This is a genomic window from Pseudomonas chlororaphis, assembly GCF_001921865.1.
Taxonomy (GTDB): domain Bacteria; phylum Pseudomonadota; class Gammaproteobacteria; order Pseudomonadales; family Pseudomonadaceae; genus Aquipseudomonas; species Aquipseudomonas chlororaphis_D.
In genome coordinates, this window is the sequence record NZ_MSCT01000025.1 from 162,466 (window position 1) to 186,860 (window position 24,395).

At 62.5% G+C, this 24,395-nt stretch carries 19 protein-coding genes; 11 read left to right on the top strand and 8 right to left on the bottom strand.

Annotated elements, in window-relative coordinates:
- Positions 1-140 precede the first annotated feature (140 nt).
- From tkt to BTN82_RS30280, 7 genes are all read left to right on the top strand, one after another.
- The gene (gene tkt / locus BTN82_RS30245) at positions 141-2,138 is read left to right on the top strand and encodes a transketolase (protein WP_075122660.1); all 1,998 of its coding nucleotides are present in this window, start codon (positions 141-143) and stop codon (positions 2,136-2,138) included.
- 153 nt (positions 2,139-2,291) lie between these two features.
- Positions 2,292-3,347, top strand: coding sequence for an erythrose-4-phosphate dehydrogenase (gene epd / locus BTN82_RS30250; protein WP_075122661.1), 1,056 nt, complete (start codon positions 2,292-2,294; stop codon positions 3,345-3,347).
- A 41-nt stretch (positions 3,348-3,388) separates the two neighbouring features.
- Positions 3,389-4,552: a phosphoglycerate kinase gene (locus BTN82_RS30255; RefSeq protein WP_075122662.1), complete on the top strand. Its 1,164-nt coding sequence runs from the start codon at positions 3,389-3,391 to the stop codon at positions 4,550-4,552.
- A 31-nt stretch (positions 4,553-4,583) separates the two neighbouring features.
- Positions 4,584-4,802, top strand: a complete 219-nt coding sequence (locus tag BTN82_RS30260) for a hypothetical protein (RefSeq protein WP_075122663.1) — start codon at positions 4,584-4,586, stop codon at positions 4,800-4,802.
- A 60-nt stretch (positions 4,803-4,862) separates the two neighbouring features.
- Positions 4,863-5,192, top strand: coding sequence for an MliC family protein (locus BTN82_RS30265; protein ID WP_075122664.1), 330 nt, complete (start codon positions 4,863-4,865; stop codon positions 5,190-5,192).
- Between the two features lie 255 nt (positions 5,193-5,447).
- Positions 5,448-6,512 carry a class II fructose-bisphosphate aldolase gene (gene fba, locus BTN82_RS30270; protein WP_003229012.1) on the top strand — a complete coding sequence of 355 codons (1,065 nt, stop codon included), beginning with the start codon at positions 5,448-5,450 and terminating at the stop codon, positions 6,510-6,512.
- 493 nt (positions 6,513-7,005) lie between these two features.
- A complete protein-coding gene (locus BTN82_RS30280) occupies positions 7,006-9,012 on the top strand; it encodes an acyltransferase family protein (protein WP_081375528.1) in 2,007 nt (668 codons plus the stop codon).
- A gap of 260 nt (positions 9,013-9,272) precedes the next feature.
- On the opposite strand, the gene BTN82_RS30285 is transcribed toward BTN82_RS30280, so the two are convergent.
- Positions 9,273-9,944, bottom strand: a complete 672-nt coding sequence (locus BTN82_RS30285) for a polysaccharide lyase family 7 protein (RefSeq protein WP_075122721.1) — start codon at positions 9,942-9,944, stop codon at positions 9,273-9,275.
- Between the two features lie 318 nt (positions 9,945-10,262).
- On the opposite strand from BTN82_RS30285, the gene BTN82_RS30290 reads away from it, so the two are divergent.
- From BTN82_RS30290 to BTN82_RS30300, 3 genes are read left to right on the top strand one after another with little or no spacing between them, the layout of a single operon-like run.
- Positions 10,263-12,386, top strand: coding sequence for a putative bifunctional diguanylate cyclase/phosphodiesterase (locus BTN82_RS30290; RefSeq protein WP_075122665.1), 2,124 nt, complete (start codon positions 10,263-10,265; stop codon positions 12,384-12,386).
- Between the two features lie 42 nt (positions 12,387-12,428).
- A complete protein-coding gene (locus BTN82_RS30295; protein ID WP_075122666.1) occupies positions 12,429-12,941 on the top strand; it encodes a M48 family metallopeptidase in 513 nt (170 codons plus the stop codon).
- Between the two features lie 22 nt (positions 12,942-12,963).
- A complete protein-coding gene (locus BTN82_RS30300) occupies positions 12,964-13,260 on the top strand; it encodes a helix-turn-helix domain-containing protein (RefSeq protein ID WP_075122667.1) in 297 nt (98 codons plus the stop codon).
- 112 nt (positions 13,261-13,372) lie between these two features.
- On the opposite strand, the gene BTN82_RS30305 is transcribed toward BTN82_RS30300, so the two are convergent.
- On the bottom strand, positions 13,373-13,825 hold the full coding sequence (locus BTN82_RS30305) for a GNAT family N-acetyltransferase (protein WP_075122668.1): 453 nt from the start codon (positions 13,823-13,825) through the stop codon (positions 13,373-13,375).
- Between the two features lie 273 nt (positions 13,826-14,098).
- On the opposite strand from BTN82_RS30305, the gene BTN82_RS30310 reads away from it, so the two are divergent.
- A complete protein-coding gene (locus tag BTN82_RS30310) occupies positions 14,099-14,836 on the top strand; it encodes a substrate-binding periplasmic protein (RefSeq protein ID WP_075122669.1) in 738 nt (245 codons plus the stop codon).
- A gap of 3 nt (positions 14,837-14,839) precedes the next feature.
- Here BTN82_RS30310 and yccS read toward each other — a convergent pair whose 3' ends face one another.
- The 6 genes from yccS to BTN82_RS30340 form a co-directional block, all read right to left on the bottom strand.
- Positions 14,840-17,032 (bottom strand): YccS family putative transporter, encoded by a 2,193-nt coding sequence (gene yccS, locus BTN82_RS30315; protein ID WP_075122670.1) that lies wholly within the window; start codon positions 17,030-17,032, stop codon positions 14,840-14,842.
- A 186-nt stretch (positions 17,033-17,218) separates the two neighbouring features.
- Positions 17,219-18,397, bottom strand: a complete 1,179-nt coding sequence (locus BTN82_RS30320) for an NAD(P)/FAD-dependent oxidoreductase (RefSeq protein WP_075122671.1) — start codon at positions 18,395-18,397, stop codon at positions 17,219-17,221.
- A 156-nt stretch (positions 18,398-18,553) separates the two neighbouring features.
- Positions 18,554-19,891: an ATP-dependent RNA helicase DbpA gene (dbpA, locus tag BTN82_RS30325; protein ID WP_261793038.1), complete on the bottom strand. Its 1,338-nt coding sequence runs from the start codon at positions 19,889-19,891 to the stop codon at positions 18,554-18,556.
- Positions 19,892-20,059: 168 nt separating this feature from the next.
- Positions 20,060-21,490, bottom strand: a complete 1,431-nt coding sequence (gene mdtD / locus BTN82_RS30330; RefSeq protein ID WP_075122672.1) for a multidrug transporter subunit MdtD — start codon at positions 21,488-21,490, stop codon at positions 20,060-20,062.
- 124 nt (positions 21,491-21,614) lie between these two features.
- On the bottom strand, positions 21,615-22,952 hold the full coding sequence (locus BTN82_RS30335) for a TldD/PmbA family protein (protein ID WP_075122673.1): 1,338 nt from the start codon (positions 22,950-22,952) through the stop codon (positions 21,615-21,617).
- Positions 22,952-24,394, bottom strand: coding sequence for a TldD/PmbA family protein (locus BTN82_RS30340; RefSeq protein ID WP_075122674.1), 1,443 nt, complete (start codon positions 24,392-24,394; stop codon positions 22,952-22,954). The genes BTN82_RS30335 and BTN82_RS30340 overlap by 1 nt, the downstream gene beginning before the upstream one ends.
- Position 24,395: the final 1 nt, after the last annotated feature.

Below are 24,395 nucleotides of genomic sequence, written 5' to 3' on the forward strand. Positions count from 1 at the left end.
GATTGCGCCTTTATCCACGGGAAAAACGCCTCAGAGTGACTATCTGTCATTGCCCCCGGCCTACCGGCTGAGGGAAAATGCTCGCCTTTTTCCGATTCGTTTTATTCAACTCGATTTAGATAACCTCCAGGAGATCAGCGATGCCAAGCCGTCGTGAGCGTGCCAACGCCATTCGTGCCCTCAGCATGGATGCCGTGCAAAAAGCCAACAGCGGCCATCCCGGTGCCCCCATGGGTATGGCGGATATCGCCGAAGTACTTTGGCGCGATTACCTGAAGCACAACCCGAGCAATCCGTCTTTCGCCGACCGCGACCGCTTCGTGCTATCCAACGGCCACGGCTCGATGTTGATCTACTCGCTGCTGCACCTGACTGGCTACGACGTCACCATCGACGACCTGAAGAGCTTCCGCCAGTTGCACAGCCGTACCCCGGGCCACCCGGAATTCGGCTACACCCCGGGCGTCGAGACCACCACCGGCCCGCTGGGCCAGGGCCTGGCCAACGCCGTGGGCTTCGCCCTGGCGGAAAAAGTCCTGGCGGCGCAGTTCAACCGTCCCGGCCATAACGTCGTCGACCACCACACCTATGTGTTCCTGGGCGATGGCTGCATGATGGAAGGCATTTCCCACGAAGTTGCTTCCCTGGCCGGTACCCTGGGCCTGGGCAAGCTGATCGCTTTCTACGATGACAACGGCATCTCCATCGACGGCGAAGTCGAAGGCTGGTTCACCGACGACACGCCGAAGCGTTTCGAAGCCTACAACTGGCAGGTGATCCGCAACGTCGACGGTCACGACCCTGAAGAGATCAAGACCGCGATCGACACCGCGCGTAAAAGCGAGCAGCCAACCCTGATCTGCTGCAAGACCACCATCGGTTTCGGTTCGCCGAACAAGCAAGGCAAGGAAGACTGCCACGGCGCGCCGCTGGGGCTTGAAGAAATCGCCCTGACCCGCGCTGCGCTGAAGTGGAACCACGGCCCGTTCGAAATCCCGGCCGACATCTACGCCGAGTGGGACGCCAAGGAAGCCGGCCGCGCCGTGGAGGCCGAGTGGGACCAGCGTTTCGCGGCCTATTCCGCTGCCTTCCCAACCGAAGCCAACGAACTGGTGCGTCGCCTGAGCGGCGACCTGCCGGCCGATTTCGCCGAGAAGGCCGATGCCTACATCGCCGAAGTCGCCGCCAAGGGCGAAACCATCGCCAGTCGTAAAGCCAGCCAGAACGCCCTGAACGCGTTCGGCCCGCTGCTGCCGGAATTCCTCGGCGGTTCGGCCGACCTGGCCGGTTCCAACCTGACCCTGTGGAAAGGCTGCAAGGGCGTCAGCGCCGAAGACGCCAGCGGCAACTACATGTACTACGGCGTGCGCGAGTTCGGCATGACCGCGATCATGAACGGCGTGGCCCTGCACGGCGGCCTGGTGCCTTACGGCGCGACCTTCCTGATGTTCATGGAATACGCGCGTAACGCGGTGCGCATGTCGGCCTTGATGAAGCAGCGTGTGATCCACGTTTACACCCACGACTCCATCGGCCTGGGCGAAGACGGCCCGACTCACCAGCCGATCGAGCAGATCGCCAGCCTGCGCTGCACCCCGAACCTCGACACCTGGCGCCCAGCCGATGCCGTGGAATCGGCAGTGGCCTGGAAAAACGCGATCGAGCGCAAGGACGGCCCTTCGGCGCTGATCTTCTCCCGCCAGAACCTGCAGCATCAGACCCGCGATGCCCTGCAGATCGCCGACATCAGCCGCGGTGGCTATGTGCTCAAGGACTGCGCCGGCGAGCCTGAGCTGATCCTGATCGCCACCGGTTCCGAAGTCGGCCTGGCGGTGCAAGCCTTCGACAAACTGACCGAGCAAGGCCGCAAGGTGCGTGTGGTTTCCATGCCATGCACCAGCGTGTTCGACGCCCAGGACGCCGGCTACAAGCAGTCGGTCCTGCCGTTGCAGGTCAGTGCCCGTATCGCCATCGAGGCCGCTCACGCGGACTACTGGTACAAGTACGTGGGCCTGGAAGGTCGTGTTATCGGCATGACCACCTACGGCGAGTCGGCCCCGGCGCCGGCCTTGTTCGAAGAGTTCGGCTTCACCCTGGAGAACATCCTGGGCCAGGCTGAAGAGCTGCTGGAAGACTAAGCCCGGAAACAGGGTTGTCTGGCCTGACGCTATCGCGAGCAAGCTCGCTCCTACAGGAACGGTTGCAATCCCTGTAGGAGCGAGCTTGCTCGCGATGACGACGGAACAGTCAATCCGAAGCTGGCGGTTTCATCCCCGGTCATCGAGAACCCCATGCCTCAAGCGCGTCCTTACAAAGTTGCACTCAACGGCTACGGCCGGATCGGTCGTTGTGTCTTGCGTGCCCTGTTCGAGCGGGGGGCGGCGGCCGGGTTCGAGATTGTCGCGATCAACGATCTGGCCGACATGGCCAGCATCGAATACCTGACACGCTTCGACTCCACCCACGGCCGGTTTCCCGGCGAGGTGACGGTCGACGGCGATTGTCTGCATATCAATGGCAACTGCGTGAAAGTCTTGCGCAGCGCCACCCCCGAAGGCATCGATTGGGCGTCCCTGGACGTCGATCTGGTGCTTGAGTGTTCCGGTGCCTACCACACCCGCGAAGACGGCCAGCGTTTCCTCGACGCCGGCGCGCCGCGGGTGTTGTTTTCCCAGCCGATGGCTAGCGAGGCGGATGTCGACGCGACTATCGTCTACGGCGTCAACCAGGACTGCCTGACCGGCGCCGAGCTGCTGGTGTCCAACGCGTCCTGCACCACCAACTGCGGCGTGCCGCTGTTGCGCCTGCTGGACCAGGCCATCGGCCTGGAATACGTGTCGATCACCACCATTCACTCGGCGATGAACGACCAGCCGGTGATCGACGCCTATCACCACGAAGACTTACGCCGCACCCGTTCGGCGTTCCAGTCGGTGATCCCGGTGTCCACCGGCCTGGCGCGCGGCATCGAACGCCTGCTGCCGGAACTTGCCGGACGAATCCAGGCCAAAGCTGTGCGCGTGCCGACCGTCAACGTGTCCTGCCTCGACATCACGATGCAGACCGTGAGCGATACCGACACTGGCGAGGTCAACCGGATCCTGCGCGAGGCCGCCACCGGTGGTCCGCTCAAGGGGCTGCTGGCCTACACCGAGCTGCCGCACGCCAGCTGCGATTTCAACCACGACCCGCATTCGGCCATCGTCGATGCCAGCCAGACCCGTGTTTCCGGCCCGCGGCTGGTGAACATCCTGGCCTGGTTCGACAACGAATGGGGTTTTGCCAACCGAATGCTGGACGTTGCAGGGCATTACCTGCGAACAGCTGCTCCGCTCTCTGATTCTTAACTTTCCGTTTCCAGAAAACAGTAACCCAGGAATTGCGACCCATGACCGTGTTGAAGATGTCCGACCTCGATCTGCAAGGTAAGCGCGTACTGATCCGCGAAGACCTCAACGTCCCAGTCAAGGACGGTGTTGTCACCAGCGATGCGCGTATCCTGGCTTCGCTGCCGACCATCAAGCTGGCCCTGGAAAAAGGCGCGGCGGTGATGGTCTGCTCGCACCTCGGCCGTCCGACCGAAGGCGAATTCTCGGCCGAGAACAGCCTCAAGCCCGTGGCCGACTACCTGAGCCGCGCCCTGGGCCGCAACGTGCCGCTGGTGGCCGACTACCTGGGCGGCGTCGAGGCCAAGGCCGGCGACATCGTGCTGTTCGAGAACGTGCGCTTCAATAAAGGCGAGAAAAAGAACGCCGACGAGCTGGCCCAGCAATACGCCGCCCTGTGCGACGTGTTCGTGATGGACGCCTTCGGCACCGCGCACCGCGCCGAGGGTTCGACCCATGGCGTGGCCAAGTTCGCCAAGGTCGCCGCCGCCGGCCCGCTGCTGGCCGCCGAGCTGGATGCGCTGGGCAAGGCCCTGGGCGCTCCGGCCAAGCCGATGGCCGCCATCGTCGCCGGCTCCAAGGTGTCGACCAAGCTCGACGTGCTCAACAGCCTGAGCCAGATCTGCGACCAACTGATCGTCGGTGGCGGCATCGCCAACACCTTCCTCGCCGCTGCCGGTCACCCGGTCGGCAAGTCGCTGTACGAGCCGGACCTGCTGGACACCGCCCGCGCCATTGCTGCCAAGGTCAGCGTGCCGCTGCCGGTGGACGTGGTCGTGGCCAAGGAGTTCGCTGAAAGTGCCGCGGCGACCGTCAAGCTGATCGCCGACGTGGCCGCCGATGACATGATCCTGGATATCGGCCCGCAGACCGCGGCGAATTTCGCCCAACTGCTCAAGTCGTCCAAGACCATCCTGTGGAACGGTCCGGTCGGTGTGTTCGAGTTCGACCAGTTCGGCAACGGCACCAAGGTGCTGGCCCAGGCCATCGCCGAAAGCTCCGCGTTCTCCATCGCGGGCGGCGGCGACACCCTGGCGGCCATCGATAAATATGGCGTGGCCGAGCAGATCTCCTACATTTCTACCGGCGGCGGTGCCTTCCTCGAATTCGTCGAGGGCAAGGTGCTGCCAGCGGTGGAAGTCCTGGAAAGCCGGGCCAAAGCCTAACGCCCCAATGGCCAGGCAAAGGAGTGTTCATATGGTCAAGACAGTAGTGCCGTTGATTGTCGCGGGTTTGCTGGCCGGTTGCGGCAGCAGTCCTGTCCAGTCGCAAGCCGATTCGGCGGAGCCGGAGAAGGGCTGTTACCAGGCTGACTGGCAGGCCGAGACCGCGCCGGTGATCAACAAGCGCATGGGCCCCGAGGGTCTGGACAAGTACGAGACTCCAGCCAAGGCCAAGGAACATGGTTGCCCTTGACGGGTCTGATTCGATAACGCGTTGTGCTGACGGCCTTGGGCCGTCGGCCGAGGAACACCGATGAAAGGCTTTATCGCCGTGGCGGCGTTGGGATTGCTCGCAGGTTGCAGCAGCTTCGACCTGTTCAAGTCGTCCGAGACGGACCACTGGACGACCTGGGTCTGCGACAGCCAGGCCCAAGTGGTCTGGCGCTACACCGACGGCAGCCGCAAGGAAGTCGATGTGCGCCTGGGCGGGGCCGATCAGGTCTATCGCCTGAAACTGGAGCCGAGCGGTTCCGGCGCGCTGTACAGCAACGACATGCTGGCGTTTCACGAAAAAGGTGACGAGGGCCTGGTTTACTGGGTCGCCACCAACGATTTGATCGGCCGCGGCTGTAAAGCGCCGTAGGCCGGGAACCGATGCTGAACCTGTAGGAGCGAAGCTTGCTCGCGATAGCGATCCAACCATTCACAGAGATGTCGAATGTGACGACCCTGATCGCGAGCAAGCTTCGCTCCTACAGAGAGAGGCGCGGCTCTTGAGATTGATGAAGTAACGAATCCGCAGGCCGGGCCGACCCCCGATCTGCAATCACTTGAATAGCAGCCGCCGCTACGGCAGGCTTGCACGATTAACGACCCTCGACCGGGAGAGACACACACAATGGCACTCATCAGCATGCGCCAGATGCTGGACCACGCAGCCGAGTTCGGCTACGGCGTTCCAGCCTTCAACGTCAACAACCTTGAACAGATGCGCGCCATCATGGAAGCAGCTGACAAGACTGACTCTCCGGTGATCGTCCAGGCTTCGGCCGGTGCCCGCAAATACGCCGGCGCGCCTTTCCTGCGTCACCTGATCCTGGCCGCGATCGAAGAATTCCCGCACATCCCGGTGTGCATGCACCAGGACCACGGCACCAGCCCTGACGTCTGCCAGCGTTCGATCCAGCTGGGCTTCTCCTCGGTCATGATGGACGGCTCCCTCGGCGAAGACGGCAAGACCCCGACCGACTACGAGTACAACGTGCGCGTGACCCAGCAGACCGTGGCCATGGCTCACGCCTGCGGCGTTTCGGTGGAAGGCGAGCTGGGCTGCCTGGGCTCCCTGGAAACCGGCATGGCCGGTGAAGAAGACGGCATCGGCGCCGAAGGCGTGCTGGACCACAGCCAGATGCTGACCGACCCGGAAGAAGCCGCGGACTTCGTCAAGAAGACCCAGGTCGACGCCCTGGCCATCGCCATCGGCACCAGCCACGGCGCCTACAAGTTCACCAAGCCGCCTACCGGTGACGTGCTGGCCATCGACCGCATCAAGGAAATCCACAAGCGCATTCCGAACACCCACCTGGTGATGCACGGTTCGTCTTCGGTTCCGCAAGAGTGGCTGGCGATCATCAACCAGTACGGTGGCGACATCAAGGAAACCTACGGCGTGCCGGTCGAGGAAATCGTCGAAGGCATCAAGTACGGCGTGCGCAAGGTCAACATCGACACCGACCTGCGCCTGGCGTCCACCGGTGCGATGCGTCGCCTGATGGCCACCAACCCGAGCGAGTTCGACCCGCGCAAGTTCTTCGGCGCCACCGTGACTGCCATGCGCGACGTGTGCATCGCCCGTTACGAAGCCTTCGGTACCGCGGGCAACGCTTCGAAGATCAAGCCGATCTCCCTGGAAGCGATGTTCCAGCGTTACCTCAAGGGTGAGCTGAACGCCAAGGTCAACTAAGACTTGGTGTTGAACGAAAAAGCCCGCAGCGATGCGGGCTTTTTTGTGCCTGTGGTAAATGCTTCACCTTGTAGGAGCGAGGCCTGCACGCGATAGCTATTTGTCAGGCGACATCATTCGTTGAATGATCGTAAGCGCGCCATGAACCCCAGATTCAACTCCGGTAGTTGATCCCCGATGCTGTGTTCCCGAATTTTCTCAGGAGCCAGCTCACCATGATGCGACCCGGCGCAAAGGTCGAAAAACGTACCTATACCCCAAGTCCGTGGATTTTCGAAAATCCATCGACGGCCTCGAGGCCCCGATCGAGCTGGATATCAAGGTGGCGGTTTCCACCCCATCTCAGGCGCCGCCTGTTTGGATAGGTGGGGTTTATGGATCAGTTACATAAACAGACAAAGCCTGACGACTAATCTAGAATCGCCGGCGGCCAACCAACGACAATAAAAACTGTGGTGCGGGCAGCACCTACGCTCGTGCAGGATTCCAGAGAGTGCAACACATCGTGAGCCTGACTTCAGCAACCGCAAATAACGAAAAGTTCAGACGCGACATCAATGGGCTGAGAGCCTGGGCTGTCGTGGCGGTGATGCTTTACCACTTCAATATTCCGGGGATCACTGGCGGATTTATCGGCGTAGATATATTTTTCGTCATTTCAGGCTTGCTGATGACAAAAATAATCATCGAAGACCTCGAGAAGAAAAAAAGTGAAAACTACAGTTCGTTGTTGTGGAGTTTCTACCTGGCACGGGCAAAGCGAATTCTCCCAACGTTATTGGTACTCTGCGCAACATTACTAGCGGTAGGCTGGTTTTGTCTCGCTCCACTGGAATATGGAATTCTCGGTGAACACGCCATAAGTGCGGTTCTGTTTTTTTCAAATATCCAATTTCAGCAGGAAGCTGGATATTTTGATGCCGCGTCTCACGAAAAGTGGTTGCTGCACACTTGGTCTCTGGCGGTGGAGTGGCAATTCTATTTGACTATTCCATTGGCACTGCTTGCAGCCTGGAAAATAAAGGCTGGCAGATCACTCATCACAATCATGATCGTGCTCGTCTTTCTTGTTTCTTTGGGCGCTTCGATACATTACGCGAGTGTGGACCCTAGCAAAGCTTTTTATTATCTTCCGATGCGGATCTGGGAAATGCTTGCGGGCAGTTTGACATTTCTGCTCGGAGCCCATGTCAATTTTTCTCCGGTAAAACGTCGTGTAGTTGAAGTCGTCGGTTTGACTTTAATTGTTTTCAGTATCCTTGTATTCGACAAGAACACCGTTTGGCCGGGCAGTCATGCTTTAGTGCCTGTATTGGGTTCGGCTCTGGTATTAGCCGCCGCCCGTAATGACTCATTATTTACCAGTAACTTTTTTGTGCAATGGTTGGGGACCCGCTCTTATTCACTCTACCTATGGCACTGGCCCGTGGTCGTGGGGCTGTACTTTCTGGAATATCTGAACCTTCAAGCTGCTTTCATCGGCCTAGGTATAACGATCGTTCTGGGGCATTTTTCATATCGATTCATCGAGCAAAAGTCCCAGAAGGTGCTCAATAGTAGAAGCCGCATATTCTCCGCCTCAATGTTGCTCTTAGGTGTGCTTGCGGTACCTATTATCGGCAAAGTCATCGCGATGAATAGTGGATTCTCTGCTCGACTACCGGAAAAATATGTACAGATTTTAAGCGAGGCTCAAAACATTCATCCACGCAGGATGGTGTGCCATGTGGGGGGAACATCGAAAACCCCAGAGTGTACCTACGGAGGTGATCAACTTGGCGTGGTAGTCATCGGTGACAGTCATGCGGCGTCCATCATGACGGCAGTCGAAAATGCGCTGCCTGATAAGAAGCTGAATGTGCTGCACTGGACATTCAGTGCCTGCCCAACCTTCATGGGCGTGAAGCAGCTCAATACCACTTGCGGTGAGTTTGTCAGTTGGGCATTGGAAAAACAGAAAAGCCTGCCTTCCAATGTCCCCGTGGTCATCATGAATGAAACGTCTGCATATATACATGGGTTTTCAGAAGGCCAAAAGCCAACGGTGTATTTCGATAAACAATATGCGGAACGAACGCCTGAGTTTTTGCACGAGATGCGAGAAGGCCTGATTAATGCGGCTTGTGAAATCGCAAAATATCACCCGGTGTTCATGGTTCGTCCAATTCCAGAAATGAAGTCCTCTGTACCGACGGCCACAGCACGGGCTTTTTTACTCGGGAAGAATAGCGGTACCTCTATCAGCATGGAGGAGTACCAAGCGCGAAATGCGTTTGCCTGGGAGGCTCAGGACGCAGCAAGACAAAAGTGTGGAATCACCATTCTGGATCCCCTGCCGTACCTCTGCCACGATGGAAGGTGTTACGGCTCAAAGGATGAATGGCCCATTTACTACGATGACAATCATCTTAGTGAGCGAGGAGCCAGAATCGTTTCACCGTTGTTTCGGGAAGTATTCAAGGACTATCCACGTTCTTCCCAGGCAAAATTGACTCAATGACTGCTGGACTGGGCGGTTAGTTTATTTATCTATTTAAAATTTTCCCCGCTGTGTTTGCGGGGCTTCTAGATAAAAAACTAACCGTACGGACCGTTGGTGTTGTTTTTCCGAAATGGCTTGCCCGTTCATCTGCGCTTCCATCGCATCGCGGGCTTGCCGGGCATTGTTCAAAATTTCCTCTGCCTTTGCGTTCCAAACGCATTGGGTCGTCGTAATGATCCGCCCTCATCGCGAGCAAGCTCGCTCCTGCAGGGAGGGGCTCAGGTCTTGTTGTGGTCGATATCCAGCTTGTAGAAGGTCACCTTGCCGCCCTCGCTGGTGTAGCCGGTGTTGTCCTGTACGTAGACGCCGGCCTTGAAGTACAGCGGCTTGTCGCGCCAGGTGGCGCTGATCTGGGTGTCCCACTGATAACCCGCGGCGCTGATGCCCAGGGCGCCGCCCGGGCTCAGGTGGATCAGGTAGGAGAACTCGCGGTCCAGCGGCACGTTCTCGGCGACCATGATCACCCGGCTTTCACTGTCGTCCGGCCGCATGCGGACCTTGGCGACGATGTTGCCGTTCTGTTTGCTGGCCTTGTACTGGTACTCGACCTTCACCAGCGGCTTGGTGCTGTTGTAGGCGTGGATCTGGCCGATGACGATCTTGCCCGAGGACGGCACCTGGTTCACCGCCAGGGTGGCGTAGAGCAGGTTGTCGGCCTGCGGGTAGGTCCAGTTCCTCAGGGTGCCGTCGGCGTAGGTTTCGCGCAGTTCGCTGCGCGGGTAGATGGCGTTGGCGGTACGGGAGCCGGTGACGGGCGACCAGAAGAACAGCGTGCCGGTGTCGGAATGGAAGTACTGATCCTTGAAACCGCTCACCAGCTTGGGGGTGTCGATGGTCGCTGGTGGGCTGCCGACGGGAATGCTCAGATTCCAGGTTGCGAGGTCGATCATGGTCGAAGCTTCCCGATTGAATGCCGGATACGGACCGGCAAAGGCTTTGGCCTGCATTTTTGAGGGCGGTCTTTATAAGCGTAGAAGGCGTCTTTGTTAATGCCCGTCTGGCGGACAATTGACGTCAACCCTCTGTCGAAGTGCCATGTCGTCCGGTTTCAGCGGGCTGCAGGGCTGACCGTTAGTCGGGTGCCCGGGGCTTTGGTTAAATGATGGCGCTGTGACAGCTTCTGCTTTGGCGGATCCGGGTCTAGAGTGAAGGCTCAGTTTTTGTCCGGTCTTCTCGCGGGCCGGCCCTACACAGACAAGAGAAGCAGCATGGAATGCGCGCAACCTCGGCCAGGTGAAGCCAGCTCAGTCTTACTGATTGTCGATGATTACCCCGAAAACCTGATCAGCATGCGTGCGCTCTTGCAGCGCCACGATTGGCAGGTCATTACCGCCGCCTCTGGCATCGAAGCCCTGAGCCTGTTGCTGGAGCACGATATCGATCTGGTGCTGCTGGATGTGCAGATGCCGGAAATGGACGGCTTCGAAGTCGCCCGCCTGATGCGCGGCAGCCAGCGGACCCGCCTGACCCCGATCATTTTCCTCACCGCCAACGAGCAGTCCAAGGACGCGATGATCAAGGGCTATGCCAGCGGCGCGGTGGATTACCTGTTCAAGCCGTTCGACCCGCAGATCCTCAAGCCCAAGGTCCAGGCGCTGCTGGAGCACCAGCGCAACCGCCGCGCGCTGCAACGCTTGAGCCACGACCTGGAGAACGCCCGGGCCTTCAATGCCTCGGTGCTGGATAACGCCGCGGAAGGCATCCTGGTGGTGGACGAAAGCGGGACCATCCGGTTTGCCAACCCGGCGGTCTCGCGCTTGCTCAATGCCCAGGTGAGCGAGCTGGAAGGCTCGGGCCTGCTCGACTACCTGCACAAACCCCATGTGCCGCAGTGGGCTGAATCCGAGCTGTATGCCAGTTATCGCAAGGGCGAAACCTATCGCCTACACGACGCCACGCTGCGTACCGTACCGGGCCAGCAGGTCTCGGTGGCCTTGTCCTGCGCGCCGCTGCCGAGCGAACAGAAGGCCATGGTGGTGACGCTGCTCGACATGTCGGAAGTTCGCCACCTGCACCAGCAACTGGAATACCAGGCGGTCACCGATCCGCTGACCGGCCTGCTCAACCGCCGCGGTTTCTACCAGACCGTGGAAAGCGTGCTGGTGCGCAGCGAGCGTTCGGACAAGTCGCTGGTGCTGTTGTACATGGACCTGGACGGTTTCAAACGGGTCAACGATTCCCTGGGGCACGACGCCGGCGACCGGGTACTGCGCTGGGTGTCCGAGCAGTTGAAGGCCTGCCTGCGTTCCTTCGATATCCTCGCGCGGATGGGCGGCGACGAATTCACCGCCTTGCTGGAGCTGGAGTTTCCGGAACAGGCGGCGAAGATTTCCGAGAAGCTCATCGAGCGGATCTCCATCTGCCAGCAGATCGACGGCCTGGAGGTCGCCCTGGGGGCCAGCATCGGGATCGCCATCTACCCCGATTGCGGTTCCAACCTCGATGGCCTGATGCGTGCGGCGGATATCGCTATGTACGAGGCCAAGCGCGCCGGGCGCCAGCAATATCGCTACTACGACCATGAAATGAACGGCCGCGCCCGCTCGCGGCTGATGCTCGAGGAAAGCGTGCGCAGTGCCGTCGAACGCAAGGAGTTCAACCTGGTGTACCAGCCCCAGGTAGCGATTGCCGACGGACGCCTGCGCGGTTTCGAAGCCTTGTTGCGCTGGCAGCACCCGAGCGTTGGCGACGTGCCGCCGGGGTTGTTCCTGCCGCTGCTGGAGGAAGCGCGGTTGATCAGCCGCCTGGGCAGTTGGATCTATCAGCAGAGTACGCGTCAGCGCGCGGCCTGGAAGGGGTTGTTCGCCGAGCAGACCGTGCTCGGCGTGAGCTTGAGCGGCACCCAGTTCGCCATGCCGAACCTGGCCGCCGAACTGCGCCAGGTCTTGCAGCGGCATGGCCTGGAACCCTGGCAACTGGAGGTCGAGGTCACGGAAGATGCCCTGACCCAGAACCTCGACGAGACGCGCAAGCAACTGCGCCTGTTACGCCAGCTCGGCGTGCGAGTGGCGCTGGACGACTTCGGCTCCGGCGCCTGTTCGCTGGCCCACCTGCGGGATCTGGACCTGGATACCCTCAAGCTCGATCGGCACCTGATCGCCAGGCTGCCGGACTCGGAGCGGGATGCGGCGCTGGCGCGTTGCGTGATCGACCTGTGCCGGATGCTCGGCGTGCTGGTGATCGCCGAGGGCGTGGAAACCCTGGAGCAGTACCGCTGGCTGCAGGTCAACGGCTGCGAGTACGTGCAGGGTTTCCTGGTGGCGCGACCGCTGATGGCGGCGGATGTCGAGCGCTTCGCCAAGCCGTTCGACTGGAGCGCGTTGCCGGGCTGAATTCGCTACACTGGCGGCCTTTCGTGATTGCGTTGCCGCCCCATGACCGCGTTGAAATACCTCCAGGCCTATCCCGCTACCCTGCAAGAACAAGTGCGCCAGCTGATCGCGCAAGGGCGGCTGGGCGATTACCTGAGCCAGCGTTATCCCGGTCGGCACACAGTGCAGAGCGACAAGGCGCTGTACGGCTATGCCCTGGAGCTGAAGCAGGAATACCTGCGCAACGCCCCGGCCATCGACAAGGTGCTGTTCGACAACCGCCTGGACCTGACGCACCGCGCCCTGGGGCTGCACACCACGATTTCGCGGGTCCAGGGCGGCAAGCTTAAGGCCAAGAAGGAAATCCGCATCGCCTCGCTGTTCAAGGACGCGGCACCGGAATTCCTGCGCATGATCGTCGTCCACGAGTTGGCGCACTTCAAGGAAAGCGACCACAACAAGGCGTTCTACAAGCTCTGCGAGCATATGCTGCCGGGCTATCACCAACTGGAGTTCGACCTGCGGGTCTACCTGACCTGGCGCGACTTGCAAGGCGGGGCGGGCGGGGTCGAATAATCCGCGGCACAAGGAGCGGGCGATGGACGTGAGCAAGACCAAGAGCAGTTTTTACCGCCGGCTGTACGTGGCGTACCTGATCGACAGCGGCCTGGCCAGCAACGTCCCGGCCCTGACCGAGGCCACCGGCATGCCGCGGCGCACGGCCCAGGACACCATCGCCGCCCTGGCGGACCTGGATATCCTCTGCGAGTTCGAGCAGCAGGACGGCGCCCGCAATCATGCCGGCAGCTACCGGATCAACAGCTGGGGCGCGATCGACAAGCGCTGGATCGAGGCGAACCTGCCACGGATCAAGGCGGTGCTGGAGTATCCCTGAGGGATCGGTGGCGGCTGGTTGACCTGATCGCGAGCAAGCTCGCTCCTACAGGGGATTGCACGCTTTTCTGTAGGAGCAGCCAGTCGACGCTCGAGTGCTCGCGATAGCGGTATCAGTCCCGGCGCATGCCGATATGGGGAATATCGTCTTCCAGGTATTCCTCGCCAACGACGACAAAGCCGTAGCGTCCGTAATAGCCCTGCAAATGGGCCTGGGCCGACAGATAGATCGGCATTTGCGGCCAGTGCTTCTCGGCCTGTTTCAGGGCGTGTTCCATCAGTTCATGGCCCAGGCCCTGGCCGCGGGCCTGTGGGGCGATCACTACGCGGCCGATCACCACGTCGCCGCCCTGGGAGTTCGGGTCGAGCAGGCGCAGGTAGGCCACCAGTTGGTCATCGTCCCAGGCCATCAGGTGGCAGGTATCGCCTTCCAGGTCCAGGCCGTCGACTTCCTGGTAGGCGCATTTCTGCTCGACCACGAAGACCTCGGTGCGCAGTTGCAGGATCGCGTACAGCTGTTCTTTGCCCAGGTCGGTGTGATGTTTGCAGAGCCATTCGATTGTCATCGTTTCATCCCTTTAGAAGCTGTGCCCGGATGTTAAGCGCCTGGCGCAGGCTTGTCTTGCCCGGGAACGGGCCGGTGTTTTTGTGAGGTAGGTCAAAATGCCATCATCGCAATGGTTCACCGCTGTCTGGTTTGTGTAATCTGCGTTGAAGCGCTGTGCTGTGGCGCCCATGAGCTACTGTTAGGACCTGGGTCGCGGCCTTTTCACCGGCCGGAAATCCTCGAGTCTGGGCAAAAAAACGCAGGGCTGTCCGCCCGCTAAGGATCTTTTAGCATGCCGCGATTGCATCGAGCTTTTGCTTTGATCGGATTGCTGTTGCTGGGCCAGAGCGCTTATGCGGAAAAATTGCGGTTGGTGGCCGATGCCTGGCCGCCCTTCACCGATGCGACGTTGGTCAATGGCGGGTTGGCCACCGATATTGTCAGTACCGCGCTGGCGCGGGCCGGTTATGCCAGCGAATTCGAGCAGGTACCCTGGGCGCGGGCGCTGCTCGGTGTCGGCGAGGGACGTTACGACGTGCTGGTGAATGCCTGGTTCAACGAGGAACGCACCCGGTTGGGGCAATTCTCCTCGGAGTACCTGGTCAACCGGGTGCGTTTCATCCAGCGCAAAGACGCGCCCGTCGAATACAAAAACCTCAAGCAGTTGCACGGCTACCCCATCGCGGTGGTGCGCGGTTATGCCTATTCCCCCGATTTCGACAGCGATCCGGACCTGCAGAAAGTCCCGGTGCACAACTTCGCCATGGCGGTGCGGATGCTGGCGGTCGGTCGGGTCAAGCTGACGCTGGAAGACGAGTACGTCGCCCGCTATTACCTGGCGCGGGAGTCGCCGCGGGTACGTAATGCAGTGGAATTCCTGCCCAACTCCCTGAGCGAGAACGGCCTGCATATCCTGGTCAGCTTGAAGAACCCCGAGCATGCGCAGATCGTGGCGAAGTTCGACCGGGAGATCGCGGCGATGAAAGCCGACGGCAGCTACGACCGATTGTTGCGTCAGCACGGGATGTAGCCGCTACGCGACCTGTTCGTCGCCGGTGTCCTTTATCAGATGCGCCGCCAGGGTCCGCAAGGGGCCCAGCTGGCGGCAGATCAGCGCCAGCTGGGTCTGCACCAGACGCTGGCCTTCATCGATCTCGTCCGGCATCTGCTCCAGTTCGTTGGCCAGCGCTTCCTCGGCATCGCTCTGGATCGCCACTGGCTGCTTGCTCGCCAGCCCCTGGGCGATTTCATCGATACTCCTGGCCAGGCTGACCCCGGCGCCGTCGATCAGCTGTTCGCGGACTTCCGCCGGCAGCTGGGTTTCGCGGTGCGCGCCGAGGCCGGAGAGGTAGCTGAGCAGAGTGTGCGAGAGCACCAGGAAGCGAAAGCCGACGTCCGCTTCCTTCCGGAAGTGCCCAGGCTCCATCAGCATGTTGGCCAGGGTGGTGGACAGCGCCGCGTCGGCATTGTGGGCATTGCGCCGGGCCAGCCGATAAGCCAGGTCGTCGCTTTTGCCGGCCGCGTACTGCTGCATGATCTGCCGCAGGTAGATGCTGTTGCAGGTCAGGGTATTGGCCAGCACCTTGTTCAGGCGTCGGCCCTGCCAGTCGGGCAGGAACAGGAACACCGCCAGGCCGGCGATCAGGCTGCCCAGCAGGGTATCGAACAGCCGTGGCAGCAACAGCCCGTAACCGTCGCCCACCTGGTTGAAGCAGAACAGCACCATGATGGTGATGGCGGCCGTGGCCAGGGTGTAGCGGGTGGTGCGGTTGGTGAAGAACACCACCCCGGCGGCGATCGCGAACAGCGACTGCACCAGCGGGCTGGGGAACAGGTCGAACAACGCCCAGGCGACCACCAGGCCGATGGCCGTACCGATGATCCGCTGGCCCAGCTTGCGCCGCGTGGCGCCGTAGTTCGGCTGGCAGACGAACAGCGTGGTGAGAATGATCCAGTAGCCCTGGGACGGGTGGATCAAATGCACCATGCCGTAGCCGACGGTCAGCGCCAGGGGCAGGCGCAGGGCGTGGCGGAACAGCAGCGACGTCGGCGTCAGCTGGGTGCGCAGGCGGGTCCAGACGTCCCTGAGGTTGCGCGGCGAACGGTCCAGCAGGCTGCTGTCGGTGGCGTCGGCGAGGGCGTCGGGGTTGCTCGCGTCGCTGAGCAGGCGGTCGAGGGTGCCGAGGTTGGCGGCCAGCGCCCGCAGCGAACGCAGCAGGCCGCGCCAGGCCGGGTTGCTCTGGATGCGCAGGTGTTCCAGGGAGGCGTGCAGGTCGCTCAGGGCCTCGGCGAAACCGGCGTCGTAGACGAATGGCTGGCGCAACTGGATGGATTCGCCCAGGGCCCGGCAGGCCTTGCCTTGCTGGCGCAGCAGGCGCTGGCAACGGAACAGCACGTCGCTGTGGAAGAACGCGTCGGTCAGGGCGTTGTAGGGGTAGTGGGACGAGCTGGCGCGTTCGTGGATGTCCTGGGCGAGGAAATACAGCTTCAGGTAGCGGCTGACTTTCGAGCCCGGGCGGCCGTTGCCGACCCGGTGCAGGATGATCTCCTTGGCGGTGTTCAGGGCTGCCACCACCTTGCCGTTCTGCTGGGCCAGCTCCAGGCGGCGGGCTTCCACGTCCAGTTGGCGGATCGGCTCGAACAGCGACGACTTGAGCTTGAGGTAGTAACCCAGCTCGCGGAACAGCCGCGCCAGGCTCTGCTGCACCGGCTGGTTGGAAAACAGCGCTTGCCACAGCACCGACAGCAGGCCGTACCAGGCGGCGCCGGCCACCAGCAGCAGCGGCTCGTGCCAGAAGTCGGTGACCGCGCCGCCGCGCTGGTCCACGCCGATCATGGTGTAGACCGACAGGATCAGGGTCGCCGAGGCAATCGCCCCATAGCGTTCGCCCAGGGCGCCGAGCATGGTCAGGCCGAAGCTCGCCAGGGCCAGGGCGATGATGAAGATCCAGGGGTAGGGGAACAGCAGTTCGACGGACAGGGCGGCGACGCTGAAACACACCAGGGTCACGGCCAGGGCATTGATCCGGCCTTGCCAGCTGTCGTCGGTCTCGGCCAGGGCGCTGGCGATGATCCCCAGGAACAACGGGATCAGCAACGTCATTTCGTCCTGGTACCAGCACAGCGCCATGCTGCCGGTCAGGGCGATGAACACCCGCACGCTGTAGCTGAATTTATCCAGCGCCCAGAGGCGCCGCAGGGACTGGCGAAAGGTGGTCGAGGACATGAAGTGAGAAAGGCCTTCCGGGGCGATGCCGCTAAATTGAGCCAGTATTGACGACCGCGCAATGGGGGCGTCACATCTGCCAGCAAATTCTGTTCCTTGAGCGCGGGGGGCTGTTCACAAATCCTCTGCCGGATCCCTAAAACTGTAGGCGCGAGCAAGCTCGCTCCTACAGTTTTATCGACGGGCTCAGGCGTACTGCGCGGCCGCGTAGCCGGAGGCCCAGGCCCACTGGAAGTTGAAGCCGCCCAGGTGGCCGGTGACGTCCAGCACTTCGCCGATGAAATACAGCCCCGGGCTTTTCAGCGATTCCATGGTCTTGGACGACACCTCGCGGGTATCGACGCCGCCCAGGGTGACCTCGGCGGTGCGGTAGCCTTCGGTGCCGGCGGGCACCAGTTGCCAGCTCGCCAGCTTGTCGGCAATGTCCGCCAGCTCGGCGTGGGTGTACTGCTTCATCGGCTTGGAGACGAACCAGTTGTCGGCCAGCAGGTTGGCCATTTTCTTGGTGAAGATTTCGCCGAGCAGGGTTTTCAGCTCGCTGTTGGGGCGTTCGGCCTGCTGCTGTTGCAGCCAGCCCGGCACATCGTGGTCCGGCAGCAGGTTGATCTCGACCGTGTCGCCGGGTTGCCAGTACGAGGAAATCTGCAGGATCGCCGGGCCGCTCAGCCCGCGGTGGGTGAACAGGATGTTCTCGCGAAAGCTCATGTCGTTGCAGCTCACCAGGCAATCCACCGAGGTCCCGGAGAGCTCGCCACACAACTCCTTGAGCTGGTCGGTAATGGTGAACGGCACCAGCCCGGCGCGGGTTGGCAACAATTCATGGCCGAACTGCTTGGCCACTTGATAGCCGAAGCCGGTAGCGCCCAGGGTCGGGATCGACAGGCCGCCGGTGGCGATCACCAGGGATTGGCACTTCAGCTGGCCGAGGGTGGTTTCCAGCAGGTAGCCGGGGTCGAGCTTCTCGATCTGCTGGATCGAGGTGTCCAGGTGCAGTTGGACGCCGACCTGTTCGCATTCGTCGAGGAGCATGCCGAGGATGTCGCTGGACTTGTTGTCGCAGAACAGCTGGCCGAGTTTTTTCTCGTGGTATGGCACGCCGTGCTTGGCCACCAGGCCGATGAAATCCCACTGGGTGTAGCGGGCCAGGGCCGACTTGCAGAAGTGCGCGTTCTGCGAGAGGAAGTTGGCTGGCTCGGTATACATATTGGTGAAGTTGCAGCGCCCGCCGCCGGACATGAGGATCTTCTTGCCGGCCTTGTTGGCGTGGTCCAGCAGCATGACCTGGCGCCCCCGGCCGGCCGCGGTCAGCGCGCACATCAACCCTGCGGCGCCAGCGCCAATGATCACGACTTCGGTAGAGCGCAAAACGGTGTCCTCACACAAAGTTTCGAGGCGACCCCGTTCCCGTAGGAGCGAGGCTTGCCCGCGATGAACGATAACGCGGTCATGCCTGACAGACCGCGGTGCCTCGATCGCGGGCAAGCCTCGCTCCTACCAGAGCAGGAATTGGCCGCGGCGGTATTACAGGATGCGTACGCGCAGCGAACGACCCTTGATCTTGCCACTGTTCAGGCGTTGCAGGGCCTGCTTGGCAATGGCGCGGTCGACGGCGACATAGGCCTGGAAATCGAAAATCGCGATCTTGCCGACCTGGGCACCGGGGATGCCGGCGTCGCCGGTCAGGGCGCCGAGGATGTCGCCCGGGCGCACCTTGTCCTTGCGCCCGGCGGCAATGCACAGGGTGCTCATGGCCGGCAGCAGCGGGCCGCCGCCCTGGGATTTCAGGCTGTCGATCTGTTCCCAGTTCAACGGCGCCTTCTGCAACTGCTCGATGGCCTGGGCGCGGTGCGCTTCGGATGGCGCCACCAGGCTGACGGCCAGGCCTTTCTCGCCGGCGCGGCCGGTGCGGCCGACGCGGTGGATGTGGATTTCCGAGTCCCGCGCCAGTTCGACGTTGATCACCATGTCCAGGGCATCGATGTCCAAGCCGCGGGCGGCCACGTCGGTGGCCACCAGCACCGAGGTGCTGCGGTTGGCGAACATCGCCAGCACCTGGTCGCGGTCGCGCTGTTCCAGGTCGCCATGCAGGCCCACGGCGGACATGCCCTTGGCGGTCAGGTGGTCGACGGTGTCCTGGACCTGCTGCTTGGTGAAGCAGAAGGCCACGCAGGATTGCGGGCGGAAGTGGTTCAGCACCTTGACCACCGCGTCGATGCGCTCGTCCGGCGAGATCTCGTAGAAACGCTGCTCGATCTCGCTGTCGGCGTGCAGGGCTTCGGCTTTCACCTGCTGCGGGTCGCGCATGAATTTCGAGGCCAGTTGCTTGATGCCCACCGGGTAGGTGGCGGAGAACAGCAGGGTCTGCCGGCGCTCGGGGGTGTAGGCGATGATTTCTTCGATCGGGTCGTAGAAGCCCATGTCGAGCATGCGGTCGGCTTCGTCGAGGACCAGGGTGTTGAGGCCGTCGAGTTTCAGCGAGCCCTTGCGCAGGTGCTGGGACAGGCGGCCCGGGGTGCCGACGATGATGTGCGCACCGTGTTCCAGCGAGGCGATCTGCGGGCCGAAGGACACGCCGCCGCACAGGGTCAGGACCTTGATGTTGTCTTCGGCGCGGGCCAGGCGACGGATTTCCTTGGCCACCTGGTCGGCCAGCTCACGGGTCGGGCAGATCACCAGCGCCTGGCAACCGAAGTAGCGCGGGTTGATCGGGTTCAACAGGCCGATGCCAAACGCAGCGGTCTTGCCGCTGCCGGTCTTGGCCTGGGCGATCAGGTCCATGCCCTTGAGGATCACCGGCAAGCTTTGCGCCTGGACCGGCGTCATCTGGGCGTAACCGAGTGAGTCGAGGTTAGCCAGCATGGCGGCGGACAGCGGCAAAGTATTAAAAGCGGTGGCGATGGTGGTCACGGGACGGGCCTGCAAAACAAAATGTCGCGCAGTGTATCAGTCCCGCTCCCTCAACCTGCAATTTCTGGACGAAAAGTAGCCAGAAAGCACCGCCGCCCACGTACCTCCTACAGGGGGGCGTCAGTGTTCGATGTGCTGCTCCTGGACCTTCTTCGCCCGCCGGCCGTCCTTGGGCGACAGTTGCAGGAAGATCGCCGCCGCCAGCATCGCCATGATGCCCACGGTGAGGAAGGTCAGCTGGAAAGCACCGAGCACGGTATTCACGCCGTCGTTGCCGGCTTCGGCGGTGAAGCCGCCGAGCAACGCGCCGGCGCAGGCCACCCCGAGGCTCAGGGACAGTTGCGCGACCACCGACAGCAGGCTGTTGCCGCTGCTGGCGGCTGCGTCGTCGAGGTCGATCAGGGTCACGGTGTTCATCGCCGTGAATTGCAGCGAGTTGATCGCCCCCAGCACCGCCAGCATGCCCAGCAGCAGCGGGTAGGGCGTCTGCTGCGTGACCAGGCCCATGCTGGCGAGCATGATCCCCAGCGCCAGGGTGTTGCCGGTGAGGACGATGCGGTAGCCCAGGCGCTCGATCAGCGGGCGGGCGATGGATTTGGCGAGCATCGCCGCGGCCGCCAGCGGCAGCATGCTCATCCCGGCCTGGGACGGCGTGTAGCCGAGGGCGACCTGCAACAGCAGGGGCACGAGGAACGGCAAGGCGCCGCTGCCGAGGCGGGCGAACAGGTTGCCGAGGATGCCCACGGCAAAGGTCCGCACCTTGAACAGCGAAGGCGCGAACAGCGGGTTGTCGATATGCCCGGCCCGCAGCCAGTAGGCGGCCAGGCAGGCCAGGCCGCCGAACAGCAGCAACATCACCCGCAGGTGCGGCAGGTGCAGTTCGCCCAGGCCCTCCATGGCAATCGTGATCAGCACCATGGCCGCGCCGAACAGCAAGAAGCCCAGGCCGTCGAACCGCGTGCGCTCGCTGCCGCGCAGGTCGGGAATGAAGCGCCACACCGCGTAGCAGCCGATGGCGCCCACCGGCAGGTTGATCAGGAAGATCCAGTGCCAGGACAGGTACTGCACCATCCAGCCGCCCATGGTCGGGCCGAGCAACGGGCCGAGCAGCCCGGGAATGGTGATGAAGCCCATGATCCGCACCAGCTCCGAACGCGGGTAGGCGCGCAGCACCACCAGCCGCCCCACCGGCAGCATCAGGGCGCCGCCCAGGCCCTGGATCACCCGGGCGCCGACCAGCAGGCCCAGGGAGTTGGACAGCGCGCAGAGCAACGAGCCAATGCTGAACAGCAGGATGGCGCCGAAGAAGATCTTCTTGGTGCCGAAGCGGTCGGCGATCCAGCCCGACGCCGGGATCAGCAACGCCACGGTGAGCATGTAGGCGATGACCACGCCCTGCATGCGCAACGGATCTTCCGCCAGGTCACGGGCCATGGCCGGCAGGGCGGTGTTGAGGATGGTCCCGTCGAGGGATTGCATGAAAAAGGCGATGGCCACCACCCAGGGCAGCGAGCGGGCGGTGGTGGCGTCAAGCTCGGCACGGTTGGGCATGGGACCTCTTTCTCGTTATGAACACGTACCCCTGTTGCTGTAGGAGCGAGCTTGCTCGCGATAGCGTCCGAACAGCCAGCATCGAGGCTGAAGCTAACGCCGCCATCGCGAGCAAGCTGCGCTCCTACAAGGTCAGCGTCAGCCGGCTCACCAGCGCCCCCGGCAGTTGCGCCGAAGCCGTCTGGCGCTGGCTGTAGGTGCTGGCCGACAGCAGCAGTTCGCGCTCCCGGGTCAGGCCTTCCAGGTGCGAACCCAGCAGGCTGTAGACGCTGTCGTCGAAACGCATGGTGCTGACCGGTGCCTGGATCTCGCCGTTCTCCACCCAGAAAGTGGCGAAGCGGGTCATGCCGGTCAGGCGCGCCGCCGGCTGGTCCGAGTAGTTCAGGTACCACAGGTTGCTGATGTACAGGCCGGTGCCCAGTTGCTTGAGGATGTCTTGCTGCGACAACTGCCCGGCCGCCATGTTCAAGGCGGTGGGGTATTCGCCGCTGCTTGCGCCATTGGTCGCCAGGCCGTATTCGGCGGCGCTGCGGGAGTTGATCAGTTGCCCCTGGGCCACGCCGCCGGCGATCAGCGACAGATCACTGCGCGGGTAACCCTCGTCGGAAAACGCCGGGCTCAACGAGCCGCTGACCTGTTCGTCCAGCGCCACCATGGGGCTCAGGCGGGCATCACCGGCATAGAGTTTCTGCAACGGGCTGTGCTTGCTGGCGATGGCCTGGGCGGAAAAACCGCCCCAACTGAGCATGCCGACGATTTCTTCCAGGGCCGCTGGTGCCAGGTAGGCGCGATAGTGCCCGGGCGCCAGGGTGCGCAGCGGCCGCCCGAGGAATTCCAGCTGCTCGCGGGCCTGGCGCAAGCGCTGGGCCAGGCCGTCGCTGCTCCATTGGTGCCCGGCGTAGCTGGCCTTCACGGCCTGGCCGTTGTCGTGGAACAGGCTGAAATCGAAATTGAAGCTGTTGGCCTGATGCCAGCCAAATGCCCCAGAGGAGCTGGCGAAGCCCCGGCTGATCGGGCCGGCGGCGTAGAACCCCACCAGGTCCAGGCCGGCGGCGGCCGTGGCGATTTCGGCCACTACCTGCTCGCTGGGCGGCAGCGGCTGTTCCTGTACATCATGGGTTTTCCAGCCGTTGTGGTTGAGCTGCAGGTACGGGTCGCGGGGCAGCAGCGGCAGGGTTTCGCGCAACTGTTGCAGGCCTTCGGCCAGGCGCTGGACATCGACCTGCGGATCGCCGGCGAGGGTGATGGCGAGGTCGGCATGGCGTCCGTCATCGATCAGCTTGAGGTCGAGGCTGGCTTGCTGCACTTGCCCGGCCTGGCGCACCTTGGCGTGGTTGAAGCGGATGAACTGCGAGGATTCGGCGGCGTAGCTCAGGGTGAATTGCTCGGGTTCGCGCACGGCGTCGCCCAGCCACTGCACCAGCGCCTTGAACTGCTCGGCCTGACTCATGGACGTACTCATCAGGCGTCTCCTCCAAATACATCGACATTGCTGAAAACACAGGCCGGCGAGGCATGGCCGACGCGGATCACCTGGTTCGGTTCGCCTTTGCCGCAGTTCGGCGTGCCCAGCACCTTGAAGGTGCTGGCGTCGCCGACGGCGCTGAGGCTTTTCCAGAAGTGCGCGGAAATCGCCCGGTAGTTGGGGTTCTTCACCACGCCCTTGAGTTCGCCGTTCTCGATCAACTGGCCCCATTCGCAGCCGAACTGGAATTTGTTGCGCGCGTCGTCGATGGACCAGGAGCGGTTGGTGGACATCAGGATGCCGTGCTCGATGCCGCCAATCAGCTGCGCCAGCGGCTGGTCGCCGGGCTCGATGTTGAGGTTGGCCATGCGGTCGATGGGCGGACGGTTCCAGCTGCAGGCGCGGCTGTTGGCCACGCCGTCGAGGTCGGCGCGGAACTGCGAGAGCGCGCCGCCCAGCGGACGCAGCAGCAGGCCCTGCTTGATCAGGAATTGCTTGCTGGCGGGCGTGCCGTCGTCGTCATGGCGGTAGCTGGCCAGTTGCTCGGGAATGTCCGGGTCGAAGGTCACGTTGAGCAGGCTGGAGCCGTATTGCAGGTTGCCGAAGTCACTGCGTTTGACAAAGCTGGTGCCGGCGTAATTGCGCTCGTCGCCGAGGATGCGGTCCAGTTCCAGCGGATGGCCGATGGACTCGTGGATTTGCAGCATCATCTGGTCGGGCATCAACAGCAGGTCGCGCGCGCCTTGCGGGGTGTTGGGCGCCAGCAGCAGTTGCAGCGCCTGGTCGGCGACCTGGGGAGCGGAGCCGATCAGCCCGCAACGGCTGATCACGTCGGCGCCGCCCTGCTGGCCGAAGTTCTCGCGGCCCAGGCTGCGGGTCTGGCTGTCATTGCCGTCGTAGGCAGTGACGTCCAGGCCCGGGTAGACGAAGCGCTGGGCCTGGCGCAGTTCGGCGCCGGCGCTGTTGAGGTAGATCTGCTCGACCTGGGTGAGGCCGATGCTGACCTGCCAGTTCACCAGCCGCTCGTCCTTGGGCACCGCCGCCGACTCGTCGCCGAGCAATTGGTAGCAGTCGCTCAGGGACGGAAAGGGCTGTTCGAGGTTGGGCGAAAAATAATCGCCGCGGTCGCTGGAGACCGCCTGCTGGCGCAGGTCGAGCAGGGCGTGGGCGGCAATCAGCCGGGCCTGTTGCTCGGCGCGCTCCAGCGCCGTCTGCAGGCCATGTTGCGACAGGTCGTTGGTCGCGGCGTACGCTTCGACGCCCTTGACCCGCACGGTCAGCATCGCGCCTTCGTCGCGGCTCAGGCTCGGCGGCTCCGCCACGTTCTTGCGTACCGACAGGTACTGGCCGGACTCGCGCACGTAGCGCAAGGAAAAGAATTCGGCGCCCGTGCGCAAGGCAGCGAAGCGCTGCTTGAGCTGGGGGTGGAAATCGAACATG